The organism is Mesorhizobium sp. M0991 (assembly GCF_040318915.1).
Taxonomy (GTDB): Bacteria; Pseudomonadota; Alphaproteobacteria; order Rhizobiales; family Rhizobiaceae; genus Mesorhizobium.
In genome coordinates this window covers 15,891-39,700 of sequence record NZ_JAMYNE010000002.1, presented here as the reverse complement: position 1 = coordinate 39,700, position 23,810 = coordinate 15,891, and the positions used below count along the sequence as shown (strand labels likewise).

The following is a 23,810-nucleotide window of genomic DNA, read 5'->3' as shown; positions in this document are numbered from 1 at the left end:
GGTTTCGCGACAAGACCTGTTGACAGCATCGAAGGGGCAATTACTGTCCTGTCAGTGAAATTTGTTTCGTTAGGGAAATGAGATCGGGAGGCCCGCAATGAAAGATCGTGTTGCCGTCATCGGAGCCGGGCCGTCCGGCATGGCCCAGCTCCGGGCCTTCAAGTCGGCCGCCGACAAGGGCGCCGACATTCCCGAAATCGTCTGCTTCGAAAAGCAGTCCGACTGGGGCGGCCTGTGGAACTACACCTGGCGCACCGGCCTCGACGAACACGGCGATCCCGTGCATGGCTCGATGTACCGTTACCTCTGGTCGAACGGCCCGAAGGAATGCCTCGAATTCGCCGACTACACCTTCGAGGAGCATTTCGGCCGGCCGATCGGCTCCTATCCGCCTCGCGCCGTGCTGTGGGACTACATCAAGGGCCGCGTCGAAAAGTCCGGCGTGCGCCAATGGGTACGCTTCAACAGCCCGGTGCGCATGGTCACCTTTTCCGAAACGACAAAAAAATTCACCGTCACCGCGCATGACCGCACCAACGACCTCACCTATTCGGAAGAGTTCGACAATGTCGTCGTCGCTTCGGGGCATTTCTCCGTGCCCAACGTTCCCTATTTCGAGGGCTTTTCGACCTTCAACGGCCGTATCCTGCACAGCCACGATTTCCGCGACGCCATGGAATTCAAGGGCAAGGACATTTTGATCATCGGCCGCTCTTATTCGGCCGAGGACATCGGCTCGCAATGCTACAAATACGGCGCCAGATCGATCACCTCCAGTTACCGCTCGAAGCCGATGGGCTTCAAATGGCCGGAGAATTGGAAGGAAGTGCCGCTGCTGCAGAAGGTCGTCGGCAAGACGGCGCATTTCAAGGACGGCAGCACCAAAGACGTCGACGCCATCATTCTGTGCACCGGCTATCTCCATTCCTTCCCGTTCCTCACCGAGGATTTGAAGCTCAAGACCGCCAACCGCATGTGGCCCGACGGGCTTTACGAAGGCGTCGTCTGGGAGAAAAACCCCAAGCTGTCCTATATCGGCATGCAGGACCAGTTCTACACCTTCAACATGTTCGACGCGCAGGCCTGGTTCGCCCGCGACGTCATCATGGGTCGCATCAAGCTGCCCTCGGCCGAAGCGATGGCCGAGCACGGCAAAAAGTGGCGGGCACGCGAGGAAACGCTGGAAGACGCCGAGCAGATGATCTGGTTCCAGGGCGACTACACCAGGAAGCTGATGGAGCAGACCGATTATCCCGGCTTCGATGTCGAGGCCGTCAATCAGACCTTCATGGAGTGGGAGCACCACAAGGCGGAAGACATCATGGGCTTCCGCGACCATTCCTATCGCTCGCTGATGACCGGCACGATGGCGCCGCTGCACCATACGCCCTGGCTGCAGGCGATGGACGATTCAATGGAAAGCTATCTCGAGGTGAAGGGGGTCGCGGCGGAGTAGGCCAGGGGTCGAATACCCAAATCGTTTGGACGGGCTGCGTCGTCGCAGAGGTCCGGACGACGCAAGTTGACCCTGTGGTTTCGGTTTTGACGCCTTCTCGGCGCTGCGTGAGATCGCGGTGTCGCGGGAAGCAAGCGTTTGAAGGCCCGTCGTTTCGCTGATTACGGTCCTGGCGCTCTTCACTACCGGCTGACGCAAAAAACCTCTCGTTTTCCCACTATTGTTCCCACTGCACGTCAAACGCTGCCGGCCGAGGTTTAGCCGTCCGGGCAATCCCGGTCGAGCAACATCCGAACCAGGAGTGAATGACATGCAGGACGATACAATGGTCATGGAGAAGTCTTCCGTTAAGAAGGCGCCGCGGGAGCCAAGGAACGGCGTTGACACGCCCACCCTTCTGGCCACCATCAACGCAGTCGCGGGGCAGCCCGAGCTTGCCAAGTTCCAGTTCCGTGCCAAGAGCCGCTGGATTGCCGGCACGCACAGCAGCAGCACCATGGCCAATTTCTTCGGCGCTGGCACCGAGCAGTCTCACAAGATGGCCTACCAGGCTGACAGCGACCATCCAGCGGTGCTGTGCGGCACAGACAACGGCCCGACGCCGGTCGAATATCTTCTCCACGCGCTTGCTTCATGCCTCACGGCCGGCATCGCGAACATCGCGGGCGTGCGCGGGGTGACGCTGCATGAGGTGGAATCGACCGTCGAAGGCGACATCGACCTTCGCGGCATCCTCGGCATCTCGAACGAGGTCCGCAACGGCTACCAAGGCATCCGTATCTCCTTCAAGATCAAGGGCGATGCTCCCGCTGAGAAGCTCGAGGAAATCGTGACGCAGTCGCGTGCCCGTTCCGCCGTGTTCGACGTGCTGACCAACGGCGTGCCGGTCTCGGTTGTCGTGAAAGGCTGACTTCGGTCCGGAAGAGCAATATCGCCGGCCTCGTCCTGGAAAAGGATGGCGCCGGCGATCTGTTGCCCCTGCTTGCAAGGCGCGGATTCCATGCAGCGTACAGACGTGGCCATTATCGGCGCCGGACAGGCGGGTCTAGCCATGAGCCGATGCCTGTCCGAGCGCGGCGTCGACCACGTCGTGCTGGAGCGCGGCCGGATCGCGGAGCGCTGGCGCAGCGAACGGTGGGACTCGCTCCGCCTGCTGACGCCCAACTGGATGACGCGCCTGCCCGGCGGCGGCTATCGCGGCGCCGATCCCAACGGCTTCATGACAATGGCTGAGACCGTCGGGTTCCTGGAGGATTACGCGTGCTCGATCACCGCGCCGGTGGAGGACGGTGTGGAGGTGCTTTCGGTCGAAACGATCGACGGAGGCTTCCGGCTGCTGACCGATCGCGGCCAATGGAGCGTGCGTGCGGTCGTGATCGCGACCGGATACAGCGACAGGCCACGCATTCCGCCACTGGCAAAGGAGATCTCCTCCCGCATCAGGCAGATCGTGCCGCGGGACTATCGCAATCCCCGGCAACTGGCTCAGGGCGGCGTTCTCGTGGCCGGGGCCTCGGCGACCGGCATACAACTTGCGGAGGAGATCAATCGGTCCGGCCGCCCGGTAACCCTGTCGGTCGGCAGCCATACACGCCTGCCGAGGCTCTACCGCGGGCACGACATCCTGTGGTGGCTCGACCGGCTGGGAATGCTTGCCAAGCCCGTCGCCGAAGTCTCGGATCTCGCCGCGGCACGGCGGCAGCCCTCGCTACAGCTCATAGGTACACCCGAGCGCAGGTCGCTCGATCTCGCCGGCCTTCGGCAGCAAGGCGTTCGTCTTGTTGGTCGAGCCATTGCCGCTTGCGATACACGCATTCGGTTCAATGGCGATCTCGCCGACACGACCGCGGCGGCGGAACGCACACTGAGGCGCGTGCTGGCCAACATAGACCGCGCGGCCGCCGGCGAGGGCCGCTACTCAATCGATCCCGGTTCCATTCCGAGCCTGATCCTGAGCGCCGAACCGACCGAAATCGACCTCATCGACGAGGGTATCGAGACCATCATATGGGCCACCGGCTATCGCCGCGAATACCCATGGCTGAAGTTGGATGTGTTCGACGCCCGGGGCGAAATCCTGAACGATGGCGGCGTCTGCGCGTATCCGGGACTTTACGTGCTAGGCCTGAATTTCATGCGCCATCGAAGCTCCAGCTTCCTCGACGGCGTCGGCCGCGATGCCGAGGCTTTGGCGGCTCACATGGCAATGTTTCTCGACGCCTCTCGCCGAGCCGCGGCCTGACCGCCGAATACAACGCTGGTGCGGCAAAAATCGACGTTGCCATCAACGCTGACGCTCACGCCCGACCACGACAAGGGCTCCACTGGCGCCATAGTTAGCGCCCGCAACCATGGAGAAAATCGAAATGAGTACAATGATGAACCCTTCCCTGTCCCTCACCACAACGCGAGGTTTGCGCTGGGCCGGCGGAACGATGCTGGCCGCAGTCTGGCATTTCATTCGCATCCAGCGGGACCGTCGACAGCTTAATGAGCTGCCGGACTACATCCTGCGCGACGTCGGCATCACCCGCTTCGAGATCAACTCGATCACCTGGTTTGCCGGGCGTGACCCCAGCCGCCGCACGCGTTCAGGCGGCACTGGTGCAGTTTCTGCCGAAGGCCAGCCTCGACTTCCACGCATTGATCCATGAGTCGATGTCAGCAAGCGAATATGCCCGATTTGGCTTTTCGGTCTTGGTATTGCGCGGCGAATTTGCTTCAGTTCCGACGCGGCTCATCGCCCGGGAACTCATTTCCCGCGTTCAGGGCGCAATCGGTACGATTGTTCCTGGCGCGGGACACATGGGGCCGCTGACCCACGCAGATCTGGTGGCGGATCGTTTGGTCCGGCAGATTTTGTCCCATGACACCGCGGGATCGCGAGCTGCATGACCGCAACTTGCCTGTCCCACAGGCAGCACGACCCTTCGAAGCAGATCCGTGGGTGCGGAGAATTCACACCGTAGCTTCTATGCGATCGCGTATCATATTTCCGGCCGGCTCCTCCGTGTCGAAGAAATCGTCCCGCATCTGCATTTCTGTGTAGAGCTTGGCCGCTTCCGCGAGAGTGGCATCCGCGCCAGCGATCTTGCCGCGCCGCTTCGCAAGCCCGAGAGCTAGCAAGGAGCGGGCAAGCTCCGGCCGCAATTCCACCCGCCTGGCAAGATTGCAGGCCTGTTCGAGCCAGCCAATCGCCGATCTGGAAGGTTTCAGCTCGGCAAGGCCGCGCAGTACGATGATCTGGCTCCACGGATCGCCGCGCCCCCGTGCTAACTCGAGCGCATGGCCGAGATTGGCCGCAGCTTCCGGCTCACAGAGGCGCGCACGCACGCATGCGAGCACAGCGCGCGCGTGACATTCGAACTGGGCAAGATCGAGCCGCTCAGACTCGGTCACCGCCATCTCCAAGGTGGCGCCCGCGTCGTGGTTGCGGCCCAGCAGGAATTCCGCATGCCCGAGCACCGTCAACAGCCATGGCCGGAGTAGGATAGATCCGCTGGTCGCGGCTTCGGAGGACCACAATTGCAGCGCCTCGACAAGCGTCGGCTCGGGTCCGCGCAGGACGCCCACCACACCGGTGAAATAGGCGGCCGCGCAGCTGTCGATCGGGCGCGCCACTTCGGCGGCGACCTTATGCAGTTCGGCAAGCGAACGCTCCGCATCGTCAAACCGGCCAAGGCGCGCTTCCGCTTGCGCACGGTGCCCCAGGTACCAAACCGCACGCGCACCGAGCTGTCCGAAACGCTCCAGACGCCAAGCTTTGGTGAATCTCTCCTCATGCGGAACAAGCCGCTCCAGCACCTGCCGGGCCTCGCTGCGGATCAGAAGCGCCTGTGAGGCGGCCAGATCCGACTCGCTTATGCAGCGCTGCACGCCGTTTGCCGTGGCGCCGCGCTTGAGTGTATCGGCCGGTTCCAGCGCCTCCTCGTAGCGGCCGTGGGAGCTGTTAAGATAACTCAAGTGGAGCAACACGTCGGAAATGAGTTGCGGATCGCCCAGTTCCATGGCCAGTTCGCGCGCTTCCAACAGCTGCGGCAGCACCTTCCGGTAGGCCCCGAGGGCGCCGTAGGCGGGTCGCATCCGCACCCGCAGGTTGATCGCCTGGGCCAGGGTTGTCGGATTTCGGGGCAGCGCGGCGACCGCCTTGCGGGCGCTTTCCAGGAACTGGACCGCGGCGGAATAGGCCGAACGTTCCTCCGCCCGACCCGCCGCTTGCAGCAGATAATCCGCGGCAGATTCCCATGCCTCGGCACGAAGAGCGTGTTCGGCCAATTGCTCGATGTGGTGGTTCAGCGACCCGGCATAGAGTCTTTCCGTCGCAACCAACGCAGCCCGATGCAGCCTCTTTCGGTCCTCCGCCAGCAGAGATTCGTTGGTCACCTTCAGCGTCAACGCGTGCTTGAAGGTATATTCCACGTGAGGATAGCTCTGGACCTCGAACAGGAATTCCAGACTCTGCAGTTTGGCCAGGCATGCCTCCAACTCCGCCTCCGAGAGCGGCGAGAGCGCCCTCAGCAGCGGAAACGGAACATTCTTGCCGATAACCGAAGCCAGTTGGAGTACTTGCCTTTCCGAGTCACCTAGCTGCTGGATGCGTGCGGCGATGAGCGATTGAACCGTCGACGGGACGGTGATGGATTCCACCGGTCTCGTGAGCTCGTAGCGGCCCAACTGGCCGGCAAGGACGCCGTCCGCCACCAGTCCGCGCACCATTTCTTCCAGAAATAGCGGTGTGCCCTCGGCCCGCTCGGCAAGCGATTTCCGCAGTTCCCCCAGGCTGGGATCGGATCCTAGCAATTCGGTGAGGAACTGCTCCATTTCATCTCGCGCGAACCGCTCCAGTCTTATCTGCTGGAAATAGCCGCGGCGATTCCATTCGTGCCGATACTGCAGCCTGTAGGTGGCGAGCAGCATGATGCGGTTGGCACCCATGACTTCGACCAGCCTGTTCATTACAGCCTCGCTCTCGGCATCGATCCAGTGCAGATCCTCGATAAGCACGGCGACGGGTGCGGCTCGGCTCAAGGCAACGAGAAAAGCGCTCATCGCTTCGGATACGCGTGAGGTCCGCTCCCGCGCATCGAGATGCCGCCAGGAAGAATCGTTGACCGGCAGGTCCGCGAGGAAGGAGAGCGGCGCCGTGTGACGTGGATCCAGGTTCAACTCCGCCTGTTTGAAGGCAAACAGGCGCTCGGCTTCCGCCAAGCCGTCTTCGCCGCGAATGCCACAGGCCGAGAGCAGCAGCTTCTTTACAGCCCCGAGAGCAACTGACGAATCAAATTCCAGACCGCCGCATTCAAGCACAGTAAAACCGGCCACCTCGTCGAGGGAGAGAAATTCATGGGCAAGCCTCGACTTGCCCATGCCGGGGTCCGCGACGATCCCGACGACCTGGCCGTGGCCCTCCCTGACCCTGCGCCAGGTTGCAAGAAGGATTTTGAGCTCGAGCTCGCGGGCCACCAGTCCGGTGAGGCCGCGGTTGGCCCTCAAGTGCCAGCGCGACAGAGCGTGATTTTCGCCCAACAGCTCGTAAACGCGTTCGTCGCGGCCAAGTTGTGGATGCTCCGAATGCGCCAAGCGGTGCATCTGCACATAGCCCCCGGCTGCTGCGCGCGCCCGGCCTGTCGCGGCGATCGTCGCACGGTGCAAGGCACGCATCAGCCGGTTGGCTGCACGCGGCGCGGCTCCGGCCAGTTCAACCTTGCTGGCTTGGGTCGTCCATTGCTGCCGTACGATCACCTCGCCGGTGTCTATTCCGACCCTCAACTGGATCCCGCCCTGGGAAAGCTCCTCCACCGCCAGCTTGGCCGCAAGCGCGGCGCGGCATGCAAGATAAGCGTGATCCTCCGTGGCGCGAGCGAGGCCGAATGCTGCGGTGATTGTCCCGTCAGCAGCCGACGTGACGACGCCGCCATGACTCTCCACGACTTCTATCACCCGATCCTCGACGGGCTGGAATTCGCGGATCGCCACTTCCGGATCCTCCGTTTCGAGGAGATGCATGGGACTGACCACTTCCGTGGCTAGTACGGTTATGTACTGCCGGGAGCGGTTGATTCCCAAGGACGCCGGAGGGCCGGCCAATTGCTGCGTCTGTTCAGGGTCGGCAAGGAAACGACGCGTTTCCTCCACGAAGGTCGCGAATGCCGGTTCATGGCCAAGCAGCACGTGGTTGGCGCTGTCGAGCGCGACGAAACGCGCGCCGGGAATTTTCCCTGCCATCGCTTGGCCATGGTCGAACGGAATGACTGCGTCCCGCGTGGCATGCATCACCAGAGTCGGAACGCGGACCCGTGGTAACAGCTCGTCCACGTCGATGACGGCGCCTTCCTCGAAAATGCGATGGGCAATCTCCGGCGAGACGGTATTGCGTTGCAGCTCGTTGTACCAATTCCTCTGTTCCGGCGTTGCTTCAGGAATGAAGAGGGAGGTGAACATCTGCCGGAACACAGGGTCGTCTTGGCCCCACCCTTCCTGTATCAGCGATCCCATCGCTTCGCGGCGCGCTATTTCGCGCTGATTGCCCCGTTTGCGCCAGCCTTTGGTAAATCCGCCATACAGCACCATCCCGGCCACGCGCTCGGGATGCCGGACGGCATAGGCTATCGAAACGGCGCACCCTTGGGAAATGCCAAGCAGGGAAACGCGGCGCAGACCGGCCGCATCGATGATGCTCTCCAGGTCGGCGACCATGGCTTCGAAGGATAGGTCGGCGGGATACCGGTCCGACAGACCGTTGCCGCGCTGGTCGTAGCGTATCAGCTGGTAGTGCGCCGAGAGGCCCTCGATCCAATGCTTCCACACCGGACTGTCCCATTCGAGCTCGAGATGGGACATCCAGTGCGCGGCCCTTACCAAAGGGGGACCTTGACCACTCAAGGAATAGGCCAGGCGCGCGCCATCGGGCGTCGTGCACCGGCGGATCTCCTGCGCGAGGACTCGCTCCGGCGGAGGACGGAGCTGTATCTCCGCTGCAGGCCAAACCTGCGGAGTGACGGTCTCTCCGCTGGGAGCGGCCGCGGGTTCGGTTCTCGAAGCGCGGCTCTGGACCATGGCGGATTGCCGTGCTGCCTCGCTCAGCCGGCGGATGTCCGCTCGAAGAGCCTCGTCTTCGGGCTCCAACCCGTGAAGGACATGGGCGTACGGAAGCGCCCGCGCCGGCTCATCCGCCAGCCGGTCGACGAGCACCCGAAGGATGCGCAGATGCGTCACGTGCAGTTCGTCGGCGGTCGCAATGCGCCAGGCTTCGAATTCCGGACAGCGCGGCAATGAGAGGTCATCCAGGAAACCTCCGCGGAACGCTCCGGCGAGTGCCTCCAGTTTCTCCCCTTCGAGAGCCTCTATGTCGCGAGCGCCAAGGCCGCGGAGCGGCGCGACGTCCAGCACGATTTCGCTGGTGTTCAGGCGAACTGCGTTACGGTCGGCTTCCAGGATCCCGCCGTCCCCGAGCTCGACAACCTGTCGGATCTTCGAGAGGCTCCAGCGCAGGGCGCCGCGAGGATCGTCCGGTACCTCCCAGAACATCTCGCAAAGGCGCTCGCGCCGCTGCGGGCGCTCTACGAGGGCAAGATAGGCCAGCAGCGCCCGCGTCTTTTTCGAAGGCGGCAAGGAAACGACCTCGCCAAGGCGAAGGACGGTCAGATCTCCGAGAACGCGAATTTCGAGCGACACTTTGTTGATCCTAGTGCGCCTGCTAAATTAGCGATGGATTGTATCAAGTCCGTGCCGCTGCCGAAAGCGTTCGTTTCCGGAGCGCGAGGTTTCCGCCTGCGCTGATTTGCTCTTCTCTTCGTGAGAGAGCCGGGACGGACAGGTGCGGATGAAAGCCGAGCCGGAAACGGGATCACGCCCGTTCCGGCTCGGCTAGTGCTGGTAACGGCACTCTGAAAAGCCCGTAGGCGGGATCTCACGCTGCCGCGCGCACCCATCGAGGCAGCAGGCTCTCGGGATTTGCGCATGCGCTGGACGTGTAGCTTGCCCCGACGAACTCCAGCCGGGCGGCGAGCGTGCCGTCCCGCCAGGCCGCAAGCGTATCCATGCAGCCACCGATATGCTCGCCGCCGACAAAGACCTGCGGAATTGTAGGCGAACCGATCCGGGCCCTCAGGGCCTTCCGGATTTCCCCGTCCAGGCCGTTCTTCTGGAATTCTGGAGCATCGATTTCGATGGACCTGTAGGCGATTCCCGCGCGGTCGAAGAGCTTTCTTACCGTCCAGCAGAATTCGCACCATGTCAGCGCGAACATGACCACCGGACGCTCCGGATCACGGATCGCCTTGTCGACCATCGCATGCGCCGACTGATCGATTTGGATTTCGTTTACAGGTGCCGATGAAAGGGCGAAGGATGGCGGCCGGTCGAAGCGGTAGCCGGGTGTGGAGTGAGAGATCGCCTCTTCGGCGGGCGACATTTCCTCGCTGATGTGATCGAACAGGATCGTGCTGAGATACCGCTCACCCGTATCAGGCAACATACAGAGCACGTTTCGGTCCGGGCCGACGCGTCGAGCGATTTCCAGTGCCCCGCTCAAGGTTGCCCCGCCGGAGATGCCCGCCAGTATTCCTTCTTCCGTCGCAAGCCGGCGCGCGGCTTCCAGAGCGCTGGCGCCTGAAACGGGTAGGATCTCGTCCACAAGATCGTCAGCCATCGCGTTGCCGACGATCTGCGGAATGAAATCAGGGCTCCACCCCTGCATCGGATGTGGCCGGAAGCGGGTGTGCGCCCGAGTCGGCAGCCCCTGTTCGTCGAAAGTTTGGGGAATGCCACTCGACAGCAGCGCCGAATTGTCGGGCTCGCAGACTATGATCCGCGTTTCCGGCCGCTCGCGCTTGAGCACTCGCGCCACACCGGCAAGTGTTCCGCCGGTCCCGGTGCCGGTGACCCAGTAGTCGAGTGGACGGTTCTGGAACGCCGCGAGGATTTCAAGCGCTGTCGTGCGGGCATGAATATCGGCGTTGACGGGCGTCTCGAATTGCCGGCACAGGAACCAGCCGTGCGCTCCGGCCAGTTGGACCGCCTTGGCGAGCATGCCGCTGCCGCGCTCGACGGCAGGGGTCAACACGACCTTGGCCCCGAAAAAACGCATCAGCTTGCGGCGTTCGAGGCTGGCGTTTTCCGGCATGACGATGACGAGAGGGTAGCCTTTCCTCGCGCAAACCATGGCGAGTCCTATGCCCGTGTTGCCGCTCGTCGCCTCGATCACCGTCTGGCCAGGCCGAAGTGCGCCGGAACTCTCCGCTTCTTCGATGAGCGCGGCGGCAAGCCGGTCCTTGACCGAGCCGCCAGGATTGAACGCCTCGAGCTTGGCATAGAGCGAAGCGGCGCCGTTGTTGATGCGGGAAAGGCGGACGACCGGCGTATTGCCGATCGTGTCGAGAATGCTGTCGTAGATACTGCTCATCTCAGCTGGTCCTTGCTTGGTGACGACGGTGCTCCGCCGGTCCGTTCGATCTCTGAGGTTGGCAGGAAGGCCGTGGTTTGCAGCGTTCGAACCAACGTTGAAGTAAATGGATTTCGACGTTTGAATCAGCGGCACATCGCAGGATCCGGAACGCGGCTGCATGGGACCTGCGCTCTTGCGCTGGATGATGCCGCCAATGCGCCCAGAACCACGAGACTGGCCGCGCCTGCGACAAATGCCGCCAGGAAAGCGGGCCCATAGCTGCCGAAGCTGTCATAGACAAAGCCGCCGAAATATCCGGCCACGCCCATCCCCACCCAGGCGATCAGCATGACGATGCCGAGTGACTGGCCAAAGCGTTCGGCTGGCGCAAATTGGCGCACGCAAAGGATCAGGCATGTCATGTTTCCGGCAAAGCCGAAGCCAAAAACCGCCGACAGCGCCAGCAGGCTCAGCTGCTGGTCCAGCGCGGGAAAAATCGCAACGCATGCCGTCTGAATAAACGACGCCAGGGCGTAGGCAGAAATGTTGCCTGCCCGGTCGGCGAGGAGCCCGAATACGATCCGCCCGATGGCGCCGAACAGCATGGCGATCAGCAGGCTGAGCGATCCGACATCCGAAGATCCGCACACGGCCGTGACGAAGCTCGTGAGGTGCATCAGCGGGACGCCCATGCAGGCGCAGCAGAGGAAGGCTGCGGCAGATAGCAGCGTCACCGGGGAAAGATGGCCACCTTGGAAGCCTGGCCTCGCTGAAAAATGCGCCGGTGCGGCAAGGATCCGATTGACGGGCGGCGCCTGAACCGCCGGCATGAAGATCGCCAGCGCAGCCGTCGTCGCCACAGCCATGATCGCGTATGCGAGGCGCCAGCCGACGCCATCGATCAATGCATTTGCGGCGTAGGGCAGTACGCCCTGGCCCAGGGCTCCGCCTGCTGTGACGATCCCTATCGCCAGGCCGCGGCGGCGGTCGAACCAGAGCCCGGTCACGGCAAGTACCGGCGCATAGAGACAGGCAAAGCCTAGCCCGCCTAAAGCGAAGTTGGCGGCATAGATCTGCCAGAGCGAAGTGGCAAAGGAAAGCGCGGCGAGCGCGACCACCATGCCAGCCGAGCCGATGAATAGCAGTGTTCTGATATTCAAATGGTCCACAAGCCGGCCCCAGAACAGCCCGCCCAGGGCCATGCCGACGCTCGATAGCGTGTAGGCAAGGCTGATGTCGGCTCGCGACCAGCCAAACTCCGCCTCAAGCGGTCTGATGAAAACGGATGTGAGTGCCAGGCTGCCAAATCCGAAAGCCATGGCGATCGTGGCGCCGGCCGCGGCCAATAGGCCGCGCAGCCGTATTGTGCTGTCCCGAACCTCCCTGCCTGCAGTTGGTGATATTTGACGATTCGACATGTTCTTGCCCCTCGAAGGATCTCTTCGAAGCTGTCATCGGCCAGCGATATGGAAGCAGGCGTGTGCGTCAGCGTGGAAAGCTCCACCGCGGGCCGTGGAAACGGCCCCGCCTAGACCTGCAGCCTCGTCTCGGTGAACGGCGGATTAGTGAGATCTTCTGATCATCGCCGCGCCATCACGAGGGACTGGTTGACGCCGAGCATGATCTCGAGAAGCGCCAGTGGCAGTTGAGCGCGACGGAGGACAGGGCCTGTATATAGCAAGTCGGCGACTATCCATCGGAGGCCTGCCTTCAGCTAACCTCCCGCGCCGGGTCGGCTGCCAGCGCCAGGGAATTTGCGACGTGCTCGAGGTGCTCCTCGTCCAGGATGCTGGTCGCGACGCGGACGGCGTTCGTTTTTCCGGTCGAAAACTTCGCCCCGGCATGGACCGCGATGCCGTGCGCGGCCAGCGTGACCATCGCGTAAGGTTCCGAGGCAACCGGAATGAGGACGCTGAGACCGTGTCCGGCGTCGATCGCGACATTGCGTTTCGCCAGTTCGCCGGCGAGCCGTGCGCGACGGCGGCGGTAGACCTCCTTCGCCTGCTCAACGAGGTCAGCCGTGGCAGGATCCTGTAGCAGCCAGGCGGTGGCCGCCTGCAGGATACGGCTGGTCCATCCCGAGCTGAAGCTGCGATAGGACTGGATCTGCTCGACGATCGTCGCCGATCCGGACAGCACGGCGAGCCGCAGGTCCGGGCCATGGGTCTTGGAATAGGACAGGATGTGGACGACGCGATCGGGAAAGCGCCGGCCCAGCGAAATGCGCGGCGCCGAGGCAATATCGCCGACGCCGTCATCTTCGACGATCAGTACGTCGGTGCCGGCGAGCAGGTCGCCGATGACTTCCAGCCGCGCCGACGACATGCAGGCGCCGGTCACCGAATGGACGCGCGGCTGGAACAGGAACGCGACGGGCCGCTGCCGCAGAGCGTTGGCAAGTGCATCCGGCAAGGGACCTTCACTGTCGCAGTCCACCGGGATGATCGGCACGTCGAGATCTTCGAGGATGTCGAGAAGGCGAAGCGCCGTCGGGTTCTCGATAGCCACCGGCGCCCCCGACGGGACCAGCGCATGCAGCAAGGTGTAGATGGCGTTGTAGCCGCCATTGGTGGCCAGGAACGCGCCAGGATCGTACGGCCATGACGGGCGCACGGCGGCCTCCAGCTCGGGCAGAATGCGCACCCGCTCGTAGCTGTTGAGCTTTTCGGCGCGCGCGCCATGCGCCAGCGCGATGTCGAGCGGCGGCAACAGCATCACATCGGGCTCCGCGATCGCCAGGTTCAGAACGTCCGCACCGTAATTGCCGCCGCTCATGTGGCGCTCGGGCCGGGCGGCAAAGCGGTTGCCCATGATCCAGGTGCCGTTGCGCCCACGGCCGCCGATGATCTTGTAGCGCCGAAGCTCGCTCCACGCCTGCGAGACAGTCGCCGGGCTGACGCCAAGCACATAGGCCAGATCGCGCACCGGCGGAAGTTTTGCGCCGACAGGCAGCGCGCCGCTTCTGATCAGCGCACTGGTCTCGCGCGCGATGCCCCGCGTCGTGCGGTCGCCAAGGCGTTCAGCGAACCATCCTGCATCGAAGTCCATCGAATCAACAACTGTCAGGGTGAATGTTCAGTAACATAATAACATTTGATCGGCCAAAAATAAACATTTACCAATCGCCGGTCAAACATAGCTTTGAAGTTCATGCCGATGCCCGTCTCCATCACTATAGCCACCCGCGATTGGGACTATCTCACTCCCTTGGTCTTGGGTGACGTCGCCTCCAGCCGCTTGTCGGTGAAGGTTGATCGTGTCGCCACGCTGATCGCGGATCTCGGCACCGATCCGAACTACGATGCGGCGGAGGTCTCATTCAGCCGTTATGTGTCGGCCATGGAGTCGGGCCGGGATACGGTGGTTGGAATACCGTGCTTCATCATGCGCGGCTTTCGCCATCGCTGCATCATAACGGTCGAGACCAGCCCGCTGGAGCGGCTCTCCGACCTTGCCGGCAAACGCATCGGCGTGACCGGCTGGCGCGATTCCGGCAACACATGGACGCGAGCAGCACTTCGCCGGGAAGGTGTCGGCATCGAGGATGCCTATTGGTTTGCCGGCAGGCTGACATCCGAGCACCCGGTCGCCGACCGCCTCGACGGATTCGGCAGGCCGGGGCGCATCGAAGCGGCACCGGGCGAGCGCCCGATGATGGAACTGCTGGCGCAAGGCGAGCTCGACGCCGTTTTCACGCCCTTCATGCCGGACGGCTTTTTCGGCCCGGCTTCCGGCTTCCGGCAAGTGCTGCGCGATTTTCGCGCGGCCGAACGCGCCTATTTCGCCGACGTCGGTTATGTGCCGGGCATGCATCTGGTCGCCGTCAAGGCCGCAATAGCCAGGGAGCACTCTTGGCTGCCGCAGGAACTTGCCAGGCTGATCGACGAAAGCCAGCGCGTCTGGACGGCAAAGCGCCGAAAATATGCCGATACCTCGCCCTGGGTCCTCGAGGAGCTGCTTCATGCGGGGCGCGACCTGCCTGCCTCCTGGAACGCCAGCGGCCTGCCTGCCAACTGGCGCATGATCGAGGATTTCGTCACCGAGCTACATGCCCAGGGCATTCTGACGGAACCGATTTCCGCCGAAGCCTTGTTTCCTTTCGAGGCCAGGTCGCGGGCCACTGCAGCCTGACAACGCGCAACGGAGAACACGAAGGAGAATGCCATGAGGACAATCAGCTTCATATTCGCCTCGCTCGTCACCATGCTGGCGCAGGCCAGCTTTGCCCAGGACGTCCAAAAGCAATCGGTGAACGAAGACTTGCGGGCCCGGCTGCCGGAAGAGATCCGCACGGCGGGAAAGATCACGGCCGTCAACAACGGTTCGTTCCCGCCCTATGAGATCGTCACCGGCACCGAACTGTCGGGGGCGACCAAGGACATTTCGGACGCCATCGGCCAGCTGCTCGGCGTCGAAGTCGATCATGCCTCGGTCGCCGGCCTGCCGGCGTTGCTGAGTGGCATCAATGCCGGCCGTTATCAGTTCGCGATGGGGCCTGTCGGCGACTATCCCGACCGGCAGAAATCCAACGACTTCGTCGATTGGGTGCGCGAATACGTCGTCTTCGCCGTCGAGAAGGGCAATCCGCAAGACATTACCTCGCTCGACACCGCTTGCGGCAAGCGCATCGCCGTCATGTCGGGCGGGTCGGCCGAAAAGGTCATCAAGCAGCAGGCGCAGAAATGCACCGAGGGCGGCAAGCCGGCCGTCGAGGTGCAATCCTTCACCGACCAGCCGAGTTCGATACTGGCCGTCCGGTCGAAGCGCTCCGACGCATTCTTCTCCTCGCAGGCGCCGCTGACCTATTTCGTCGAGCAGGCGAAGGGCCAGCTGGAACTCGCCGGTGTCGGCCAGGCCAACGGCTTCAAGGACATCTATCAAGGCGCCGTCGTCAAGAAGGGCTCGCCGCTGGGCGGTGTGCTGCTCGACGCCTTCAAAATCCTGATGAAGAACGGCACCTATGCCGCGGTCATGAAGAAGTGGGGTCTCGAGAAGAACATGATCGATGCACCCGGCATCAACCAGGGCCAGTAGAGGCTGCCATGACCGACGCGACCGCTGCCTACGCGGCCGGGCTGCCGCGACGTCCCGACGACGCGCTGCGCGACGTCAAACGAGCCCACCGGCCGTTTCCGCTCGTCCGGCTGGCGCTCTGGGCGTTCACCGTCGCCGTGGCGGCCGGCTTCGCCTATATCGTTGCGGTCAACCCGAATTTCGGCTGGCCGGTCGTCGCCCAGTATTTCTTCGATCCCACGGTCATGCAGGGGCTTTCCGTAACGCTCGGCCTGACGGTCGTGGCGATGATCCTGGGTATCGTGCTCGGCCTGCTGCTCGCCATCGCGCGCATGTCGAAGGACAGGCTGGCATCCTTCCTCTCCGGCCTGTTCATCTGGTTCTTCCGGGGAACGCCGCTGCTGGTGCAACTGATCTTGTGGTACAACCTTTCGACGCTGTTTCCGCGCATTTCCATCGGCTTCGCCAGCTGGAACACCAACGACCTGATCACGCCTTTGACGGCCGCGGTTCTTGGTCTGGCGCTGAACGAGGCCGCCTACATGGCCGAGATCATCCGTGGCGGGCTGCTGTCGGTGGACAAGGGACAGGCCGAAACGGCTGAAGCCTTCGGCATGACCCGCCCGCGGGCCTTGCGGCGCATCATCATCCCGCAGGCGATGCGGTCGATCGTCCCGCCGACCGGCAATCAGCTGATCAGCATGATCAAGGCGACGTCGCTAGTCAGCGTCATCGCCATGGCCGACCTGCTCTACTCGGTGCAGTCGATCTACAACCGCACCTTCGAAATCATTCCGCTGCTGATGGTTGCGGTGCTTTGGTACCTGCTGATCACCTCCATTCTCAACGTCGCGCAGGGCGCGATCGAACGCCACTACAGCCGCGGCGACCGCGAGAAGACGGCGACCGCCACCCTGGAGGCCGCCAATGAGCGCGCATGACACGCCCCTGGTCCGGGCGCGCAACGTTCACAAGGCGTTCGGCCCGCTCGAGGTGCTGAAAGGCATTGACCTGGACGTCGCGCCTGGCGAGGTGGTGGTCGTTCTCGGACCGTCCGGCTCCGGAAAGTCGACCTTCCTGCGATGCATCAATCATCTCGAGGCGATCGACCAAGGGTCGATCGAGGTGGACGGCGAGCAGCTCGGTTACCGGTTGCACGACGGCCGCCTCGACAAGCTTTCCGACCGGGCGATCGCCGCGCAGCGGCGCAAGATCGGCATGGTGTTCCAGCAGTTCAATCTCTATCCGCACATGACGACCCTGCAGAACGTCATCGAGGCTCCGGTCGGCGTTCACCGGGAGAACCGCAAGGAGGCGATCGGCTACGCCCGCGAACTGCTGACCCGTGTCGGTCTCGCCGACAAGATCGACGCCTATCCGCGCCAGCTTTCAGGCGGCCAGCAGCAGCGCGTCGCCATCGCCCGTGCGCTCGCCATCCGCCCGAAATTGATGCTCTTCGACGAGCCGACGTCGGCGCTCGATCCGGAGCTGGTCGGCGAGGTGCTCGCCACCATGCGTGATCTCGCCAGGCAGGGCTTGACCATGATCGTGGTCACGCATGAGATCGGCTTCGCGCGCGAAGCGGCGGATCGGGTGGTGTTCATGGACGACGGCAATGTGATCGAGGCCGGGCCTCCGGACGAGGTTCTCGCCAAACCCAGGCACCCGCGTACGCGGGCTTTCTTGAGCCGTTTCATCTAAAGCAAAGCCGGCGCGATTACCTGCTCGGCCGGCAAAGGACCTTCGATGCCAAAGACCTCCAACCAGTTCGCCGATGTTTCCGACTTCGCCGACAAGTCCGCCGAGCTTGCGGCGGCTCGCCAGCACCTGCACGCGCATCCCGAGCTTTCCTTCCAGGAGCACGAAACCGCTGCATACGTTGCCGAACGCCTCGAAAGCTGGGGCTATGAGGTGACGCGCAATGTCGGCGGGCTCGGGGTCGTCGGCCGCTTGCGCCAGGGCAGCGGCCGCAGCATCGCCATCCGCGCCGATATGGACGCCCTGCCGATCACCGAAGCGACCAATCTCCCTTATGCCAGCCAAGCCAGCGGCAAGATGCACGCCTGCGGCCATGACGGCCACACCACGATGCTGCTCGGCGCGGCCGAATACCTGGCGCGCACGCGGCATTTCAACGGCACGGTGAACCTTATCTTCCAGCCGGCCGAGGAAGCCGGCAAGGGAAGCGGGGCGCAGGCGATGATCGCCGACGGCCTGTTCGAGCGCTTTCCCTGCGATGCGATATTCGGGCTGCACAACCATCCGGGCGCGCCGACGGGTTCGTTCCTGATGCGCGCCGGGCCGCTGATGGCGGCGAGCGATACCGTCACGATCAAGATCACCGGGCGTGGCGGCCACGCCTCGCGTCCGCACCTGACGGTTGACCCGATCGTCGCTGCCGCCAACATCGTGATGACCCTGCAGACGGTGGTGTCGCGCAACGTCAACCCGATCGAGACGGCTGTCGTTACCGTCGGCACCATTCATGGCGGCACGGCCTCCAACGTCATCCCGGAACACGCCGAGATCACGCTGAGCGTCCGCTCCTTCTCGGCCGAGATTCGCGACACGCTTGAGAAGCGCATTCGCAGTATCGCAGCACTTGTGGCGCAGGCACATGGCGCAACGGTCGAGATCGACTACGAGCGCGGCTACCCGGTGTTGATCAATTCCGAGGGCGAGACGTCCTTCGCGACAGACGTCGCTGTCGAACTCGTCGGTCAGGACAAGGTGTCCGTCTGCCCGCTGATCCCCGGCAGCGAAGACTTTTCCTATTTCCTTGAGCACAAACCTGGTTGCTTCCTCCGCCTCGGCAACGGCGAGGATTCAGCCATCCTGCACAGCTCGAAATATGATTTCAACGACGGCAATTTGACCGTCGGCGCAGCGCTCTGGGCTCGATTGACCGAGAGATTTCTGGCCGCTTGAGCCATACCTGCGGCTTGGATTGTCGATCGGCCGGTCGAGCAGAATTGGGGCGACCGGCCGCGCGACGATGCTCAACGAATTCTCACCCATTCCCCCTCTTCGAATGCGATAAGAGCTTCGCTTTCAGACGAACAAAAAGTCACTCGTCGTCAGCGGGCTTGTAAAGTTTGCGAGAGTAACTTGATCGACTCCCGCGGTAATGATGGTGCTGGTTCCATTTTGCGAAATAGTGAGATCATCGAACGATTGGACGCCCTCCACGCCACTAAACACGATAGTGTCGCCTTGGGTCTGGCTGAAGTCGTAAATGGTGTTTTGGGTTCCGACCGTCATTGAACCATCGTCCTTGAATATGAATTGGTCTGCGCCGCCCTGAGCCAACTCGCTCAGTTGTCCGTCACCCCACATGTCATTGATGACCGTGCAGCCAGGTGCCGCGCTCCCGGCGTACAGGGTATCATCTCCACCTTTGGCCGAACCGGACATTTGTAGAGCGTCGCCGCACAGGAAGTTATGGACCTGGCCGCTTTCGTTGTTGTCGCCCCCGGTAAGAATGTCGTTGCCGCCCTGGGCGGAACCGGACATAGCGAGGGCGTCGCCGTACAACTCGCTTAGAACATCCGGACCGGAGCTCCTGTCGCCGCCAGTCAGGGAATCATTGCCGCCCACAGCGCTGCCGAGCATCGTGACCGCATCGCCGTACCCCAAATTATGAGTGCCTTGCAGCACGGCCACGTCGTCGCCCCCAAGCGCATGGTCGAACATACTGCCGCCCGCGTCGCCGTAGAAAGTTATCTCCGAGCCACCCGCGCTCGTGAAGCTGTCGTTGCCGCCCGCGGCAAAACCGGAAAGATCGCCACCCGCATCGCCATAAAGAGTTTTGCTCCCAATCTCCCCACCCAGGTCCGTATAGTGGTCGTCGCCGCCCTGAGCATGGTCAGACATGTTGCCGCCGGCGTCACCGAAGAAGGTGTTGGTGGAAAAGAAGCTACCCGTGAAGGTATCGTTGCCACCCTTGCTGTAGGCCGACATATCGCCGCCGGCATCGCCGTAGAAAGTGTTGAAGGAGTCGGTCCGGCTCGTGAAACTGTCGTCGCCGCCCTGCGCATTGCCGGACATGTTGCTGCCCGCGTCACCGTAGAAAATGTTATTGGCTTCTATCGAGCCCTGGAAGGTGTCGTTGCCGCCCTTGCTATGATCGGACATCTCGCCGCCCGCGTCACCGTAAAAGGTGTGGTCGGCTCCTTGTCGAGTGCTGGTCACGAAAATGTCGTCGCCGCCTTGAGCAAAGCCGAACATGTTGCCGCCGGCGTCACCGTAGAACGTGTTGTCTACCCGTCTACCCACTTCACTGCTCAAGGTATCGTTGCCGCCCTTGCTGTGGTCCGACATGTCGCCGCCGGCATCGCCGTAAAAAGTGTTGAAGGAGTCGCCCTCGGCCCTAAAACTGTCGTCGCCGCCCTGAGCATGGACGAACATGTTGCCGCCGACGTCACCGAAGAAGATGTAGGTGCCTAGCGAGGCGCCTGTGAAAGTGTCATTGCCGCCCTTGCTGTGGTCCGAGCTATCCTCGCCGGCATCGCCGTAAGCAGTGGTGGTGGAGGATGGCGGCCCCGTGAAGGTGTCGTTGCCGCCCCTCGAGAAATCTAGCAGGCTGCCGCCAGCATCGCCGATCAAGATATTTGTATTTAGATCGCCTGCGAGGGTGTCATCAGTGCCCCATTGACGATCCGTTAGATCACCGGGAGTAAAGGGAACGCGTTTAGACATTGTTCGCTCTCCTGTTGAGCCTGCCCGTCCCATGACAGCCGTACGATGTGAGGCTAGAGCGAGCAATAATCCCGAAGGGCTATGTCTTTAGGCATAGGGATCGGTAACTCATCACCGGCGCGCCATTAGCGACGTCCCGGACTATCCCAGCCTTGCCCGAGCCTTCGCCGTCCAGGCGTTGAACAGCCGGTCGGCGACGATGCCGATGAAGGCGATGGCCAGGCCGGCGACGATGCCGCGACCGGAATCGGCCTTGGACAGGGCGATGAACACCTCCTGGCCGAGATCGCGCGTGCCGACCATGGCGCAGATGATGATCATCGCCAGTGCCATCAGGATGGTCTGGTTGACGCCGAGCATTATCTCGGGCAACGCCAGCGGCAGCTGCACGCGAAAGAAGGTCTGGCGCCTGGTACAGCCGGAAACCTTCGCCGCCTCGATCAGCGCCGGCGGCACCTGCCGGATGCCGTGATTGGTGTAGCGGATGGCCGGCACCACGGCGAAGGCGACGGTGGCGATCATCGCGGTGACGTCGCCGACTCTAAATAGCATGACCACCGGAATGATGAAGCAGAACGACGGCAGCACCTGCAGCGTGTCGATGACCGGCGTGACGATCTTTTCGAAGCGGTCGCTGCGCGATGCCATCAGCCCGATCGGGATGCCGATCAGGCAGGCGATAAAGGCCGAGATGCCGCACAGATAGACCGTCGCCATGGTCTTTTCCCAAAGGCCAGTGACGGCGCAGAACGCTGTCAATGCCGCGACCAGGGCGGCGAGGCGCAAGCCGCCGAGCTGGTAGCCGGCAAGGCCGAGGAGACACACCGCGCCCAGCCACGGAAAGCCCTCGCAGAAGGCGCGCACCGGGTTCAGCACGTTGAGGATAAGCGCCACGCGGAACGCTTCGATCGTGTCGAAGAAGTTGATGGTGATCCAGTTCACCGCCGCCTTCCACAAAGGCGCGGTGGTGAAGGTGATCGCCTTCGGCACCGCGGCGAAGGCCGGCACGAACAGGCCGAGCAGCGTGGTGACGGCGAGGATGGCGACGGCCAGCGTCAGGTTGGGATAGCGCCGCCAGAAGCTGGTGCCGGGCTGATGGCGGACATTGCCCTTGGCGTGATTGTGGGCGATCGCCTGGCTCAGCCGGTCGAGTGCAATTGCCAGTGCGACGATCGCGAGGCCAGCTTCCATCGCCTCGCCGACCTTGAGCGCGCGCAACGCCAAAAGCACATCATAGCCGAGCCCACCGGCGCCGATCATCGAGGCGATGATCACCATATTGAGCGCCAGCATGATGACCTGGTTGACGCCGACCATCAATGTCGGCCGCGCCGACGGCAACAGCACCCGCCACAGTTTCTGCCGTGCCGTGCAGCCGGCCATCTCGCTGAAATCGTCGATCTCCGACGGCACCCGCGACAGGCCCAGCATCGTCGCCCGCACCATTGGCGGTGTCGCGAAAATTGCCGTCGCGATCATTGCCGAAACCGGGCTGTTGCCGAACAGAAGCAGCATCGGGATGAGATAGGCGAAGGTCGGGATCGTCTGCATCAGATCGAGGGCAGGGGAGATCAACAGCCTCTCCACCCAAGGCTTGCGCCATGCCCAGATGCCGGCGAACAGCCCGGTGACAATGCAAAACGGTACGGCGATCGAGATCAAGCCCAGCGTCAGCATGGCGCTGGTCCACTGCCCGAACAGCGCGGTGTAGAGAAAACAGCCGCCGACCAGCGCACCCAGCTTCCAGCCGCCGGCGGCGCGCCCCGCAAGGTAGGCGGCAGCGCAGACGCCGACCCAGGACAGCCGCGGCAAGACGATCATATTCCCGCCATGGCCGATCTTGAAATTCTTGGCCAGAAGACTGAGCGCGAAATCGAGCGGCACGCCGAGCACCGCGGTGATCGAGCGGGTCAGCCAGGAGAAGTTCGACTTCACCCAGTTCATGAGCGCACTGACCCAGTCGGCGACAGGAACGGTCGAGTCGGCCGGGTAATTGACCGCCCAGGGCAGGCTTTCCTGCAGCAGGAAGACAATAAGCACGGCGGCGAGCGCGCAGGCCCAGATCGCCAGCCAGGTTTGAACCGGCCGGGGCCTCGCTGCGCTGGCGCTTGCCGTGACCGTCATGCGCCGGACCCACGACGCTCGATGCCTGCCAGAAGATCGATCACCGCTTGAGGCGTGACTTCGCCGATCGGCTTGCCGGTGCCGTTGACCACCGCGAACGGTTTGCCGGCGGAGACGATATCAGCCGAAAAACTTGATACCTTGGCATCCGGCGCGACCACACCGCCATGTTCGGCGCCGTCGCAGGCGCGCATCAGGCTGCGCGCCGATATCACCTTGGCGCGATCGACGTCGCGGGTGAATTCGGCGACATAGTCGGTCGCCGGGTTGACCACCAGCTCTTCCGGCGTGCCGATCTGGATGACCTCGCCGTCCTTCATGATGGCGATCCGGTCGGCCAGCCGGATGGCCTCGTCGAAATCATGGGTGATGAAGACGATGGTCTTGTGCAGCATGGTCTGCAGCCGCATCAGCTCGTCCTGCATCTCGCGGCGGATCAGCGGATCGAGGGCCGAGAACGGCTCGTCGAGGAACCAGATTTCCGGCTTCGTGGCGAGGCTGCGGGCGATGCCGACACGCTGCTGCTGTCCGCCGGAAAGCTCGCGCGGATAGAAATGCTCGCGGCCGCGCAAGCCGACCAGCTCGATGACCTCGCGAGCCCGCTTTTCGCGCGTCGGTCGGTCCTGCCCCTGGATGCCCAAGGGAAAGGCGATGTTCTCCAGTACGTCGAGATGTGGCAGCAAGGCAAAATTCTGGAACACCATGCCCATGCGATGGCGTCGCAGCTCGATCAGCGCGGCATCGGAAATCTTGAGCAGGTCCTTGCCTTCAAACTCGACCTTGCCGTGGGTCGGCTCGATCAGCCGTGACATGCAGCGCACCAGCGTCGATTTGCCGGACCCGGAAAGTCCCATGATGATGAAGATCTCGCCCTGGCGGATTTCGAGATCGACCGCGCGCACCGCGCCAACCAGTCCGGCCGCGGCGATGTCCGCCGTGCTGGCCTTGCCGTCGCGCCGGCGGATGAAATTGGCCGCGTCCGCCCCGAACAGCTTCCAGACATTGCGACAGGCAAGCTTTATCGGGCGGGCATCGTTGCCCGCTTTCGCCGCCTGTTCAATCGTATCGGTCATGCGATCGTCCTTCTGGAACACGGGATCGAGACCCGGCCACGAATGGCCGGGTCGTCGGATT

General features: G+C 62.9%; 17 protein-coding genes. 10 read left to right on the top strand and 7 right to left on the bottom strand.

Annotation, left to right across the window (positions count from 1 at the left end; all coding sequences use genetic code 11):
• The first annotated feature begins 97 nt into the window (after window positions 1-97).
• The 5 genes from NKH70_RS04005 (at window position 98) to NKH70_RS03985 (ending at window position 4,351) form a co-directional block, all read left to right on the top strand.
• The gene (locus tag NKH70_RS04005; protein WP_352717930.1) at window positions 98-1,456 is read left to right on the top strand and encodes a trimethylamine monooxygenase; all 1,359 of its coding nucleotides are present in this window, start codon (window positions 98-100) and stop codon (window positions 1,454-1,456) included.
• Window positions 1,457-1,781: 325 nt separating this feature from the next.
• The gene (locus NKH70_RS04000) at window positions 1,782-2,366 is read left to right on the top strand and encodes an OsmC family protein (protein WP_353024830.1); all 585 of its coding nucleotides are present in this window, start codon (window positions 1,782-1,784) and stop codon (window positions 2,364-2,366) included.
• A gap of 90 nt (window positions 2,367-2,456) precedes the next feature.
• Complete coding sequence (locus tag NKH70_RS03995) at window positions 2,457-3,698, top strand: NAD(P)-binding domain-containing protein (RefSeq protein ID WP_352915754.1); 1,242 nt, start codon at window positions 2,457-2,459, stop codon at window positions 3,696-3,698.
• 136 nt (window positions 3,699-3,834) lie between these two features.
• Window positions 3,835-4,110 (top strand): DUF1127 domain-containing protein, encoded by a 276-nt coding sequence (locus NKH70_RS03990; protein WP_353024829.1) that lies wholly within the window; start codon window positions 3,835-3,837, stop codon window positions 4,108-4,110.
• Window positions 4,061-4,351 (top strand): alpha/beta fold hydrolase, encoded by a 291-nt coding sequence (locus tag NKH70_RS03985; protein ID WP_352977859.1) that lies wholly within the window; start codon window positions 4,061-4,063, stop codon window positions 4,349-4,351. The genes NKH70_RS03990 and NKH70_RS03985 overlap by 50 nt, the downstream gene beginning before the upstream one ends.
• Window positions 4,352-4,414: 63 nt before the next feature.
• On the opposite strand, the gene NKH70_RS03980 is transcribed toward NKH70_RS03985, so the two are convergent.
• The 4 genes from NKH70_RS03980 to NKH70_RS03965 form a co-directional block, all read right to left on the bottom strand.
• The gene (locus tag NKH70_RS03980; RefSeq protein WP_353024828.1) at window positions 4,415-8,845 is read right to left on the bottom strand and encodes an alpha/beta fold hydrolase; all 4,431 of its coding nucleotides are present in this window, start codon (window positions 8,843-8,845) and stop codon (window positions 4,415-4,417) included.
• A gap of 520 nt (window positions 8,846-9,365) precedes the next feature.
• A complete protein-coding gene (cysK, locus tag NKH70_RS03975; RefSeq protein WP_352717939.1) occupies window positions 9,366-10,859 on the bottom strand; it encodes a cysteine synthase A in 1,494 nt (497 codons plus the stop codon).
• 125 nt (window positions 10,860-10,984) lie between these two features.
• The gene (locus tag NKH70_RS03970; RefSeq protein WP_353024827.1) at window positions 10,985-12,259 is read right to left on the bottom strand and encodes an MFS transporter; all 1,275 of its coding nucleotides are present in this window, start codon (window positions 12,257-12,259) and stop codon (window positions 10,985-10,987) included.
• 292 nt (window positions 12,260-12,551) lie between these two features.
• Complete coding sequence (locus NKH70_RS03965) at window positions 12,552-13,889, bottom strand: aminotransferase-like domain-containing protein (RefSeq protein WP_352915758.1); 1,338 nt, start codon at window positions 13,887-13,889, stop codon at window positions 12,552-12,554.
• A 108-nt stretch (window positions 13,890-13,997) separates the two neighbouring features.
• Between NKH70_RS03965 and NKH70_RS03960 the strand changes: the two genes are divergently transcribed.
• The 5 genes from NKH70_RS03960 to NKH70_RS03940 all read left to right on the top strand — a co-directional run bounded on the left by NKH70_RS03960 (window position 13,998) and on the right by NKH70_RS03940 (window position 18,782).
• Window positions 13,998-14,972 (top strand): substrate-binding domain-containing protein, encoded by a 975-nt coding sequence (locus tag NKH70_RS03960; RefSeq protein WP_352717945.1) that lies wholly within the window; start codon window positions 13,998-14,000, stop codon window positions 14,970-14,972.
• A gap of 72 nt (window positions 14,973-15,044) precedes the next feature.
• Entirely contained in the window at window positions 15,045-15,875 is an 831-nt protein-coding gene (locus NKH70_RS03955) for an ABC transporter substrate-binding protein (protein WP_502908318.1), read from the top strand.
• 8 nt (window positions 15,876-15,883) lie between these two features.
• Window positions 15,884-16,795 (top strand): amino acid ABC transporter permease, encoded by a 912-nt coding sequence (locus NKH70_RS03950; protein WP_352717949.1) that lies wholly within the window; start codon window positions 15,884-15,886, stop codon window positions 16,793-16,795.
• Entirely contained in the window at window positions 16,782-17,555 is a 774-nt protein-coding gene (locus NKH70_RS03945; protein WP_352717951.1) for an amino acid ABC transporter ATP-binding protein, read from the top strand. Before NKH70_RS03950 ends, NKH70_RS03945 begins: the two co-directional genes overlap by 14 nt.
• A gap of 45 nt (window positions 17,556-17,600) precedes the next feature.
• The gene (locus tag NKH70_RS03940) at window positions 17,601-18,782 is read left to right on the top strand and encodes a M20 aminoacylase family protein (RefSeq protein ID WP_352717953.1); all 1,182 of its coding nucleotides are present in this window, start codon (window positions 17,601-17,603) and stop codon (window positions 18,780-18,782) included.
• A gap of 123 nt (window positions 18,783-18,905) precedes the next feature.
• On the opposite strand, the gene NKH70_RS03935 is transcribed toward NKH70_RS03940, so the two are convergent.
• The 3 genes from NKH70_RS03935 to NKH70_RS03925 all read right to left on the bottom strand — a co-directional run bounded on the left by NKH70_RS03935 (window position 18,906) and on the right by NKH70_RS03925 (window position 23,749).
• Entirely contained in the window at window positions 18,906-20,552 is a 1,647-nt protein-coding gene (locus NKH70_RS03935) for a hypothetical protein (protein WP_352717954.1), read from the bottom strand.
• A 141-nt stretch (window positions 20,553-20,693) separates the two neighbouring features.
• On the bottom strand, window positions 20,694-22,676 hold the full coding sequence (locus tag NKH70_RS03930) for an ABC transporter permease (protein ID WP_352717956.1): 1,983 nt from the start codon (window positions 22,674-22,676) through the stop codon (window positions 20,694-20,696).
• Entirely contained in the window at window positions 22,673-23,749 is a 1,077-nt protein-coding gene (locus NKH70_RS03925) for a quaternary amine ABC transporter ATP-binding protein (RefSeq protein ID WP_352915764.1), read from the bottom strand. Before NKH70_RS03925 ends, NKH70_RS03930 begins: the two co-directional genes overlap by 4 nt.
• Window positions 23,750-23,810 lie beyond the last annotated feature (61 nt).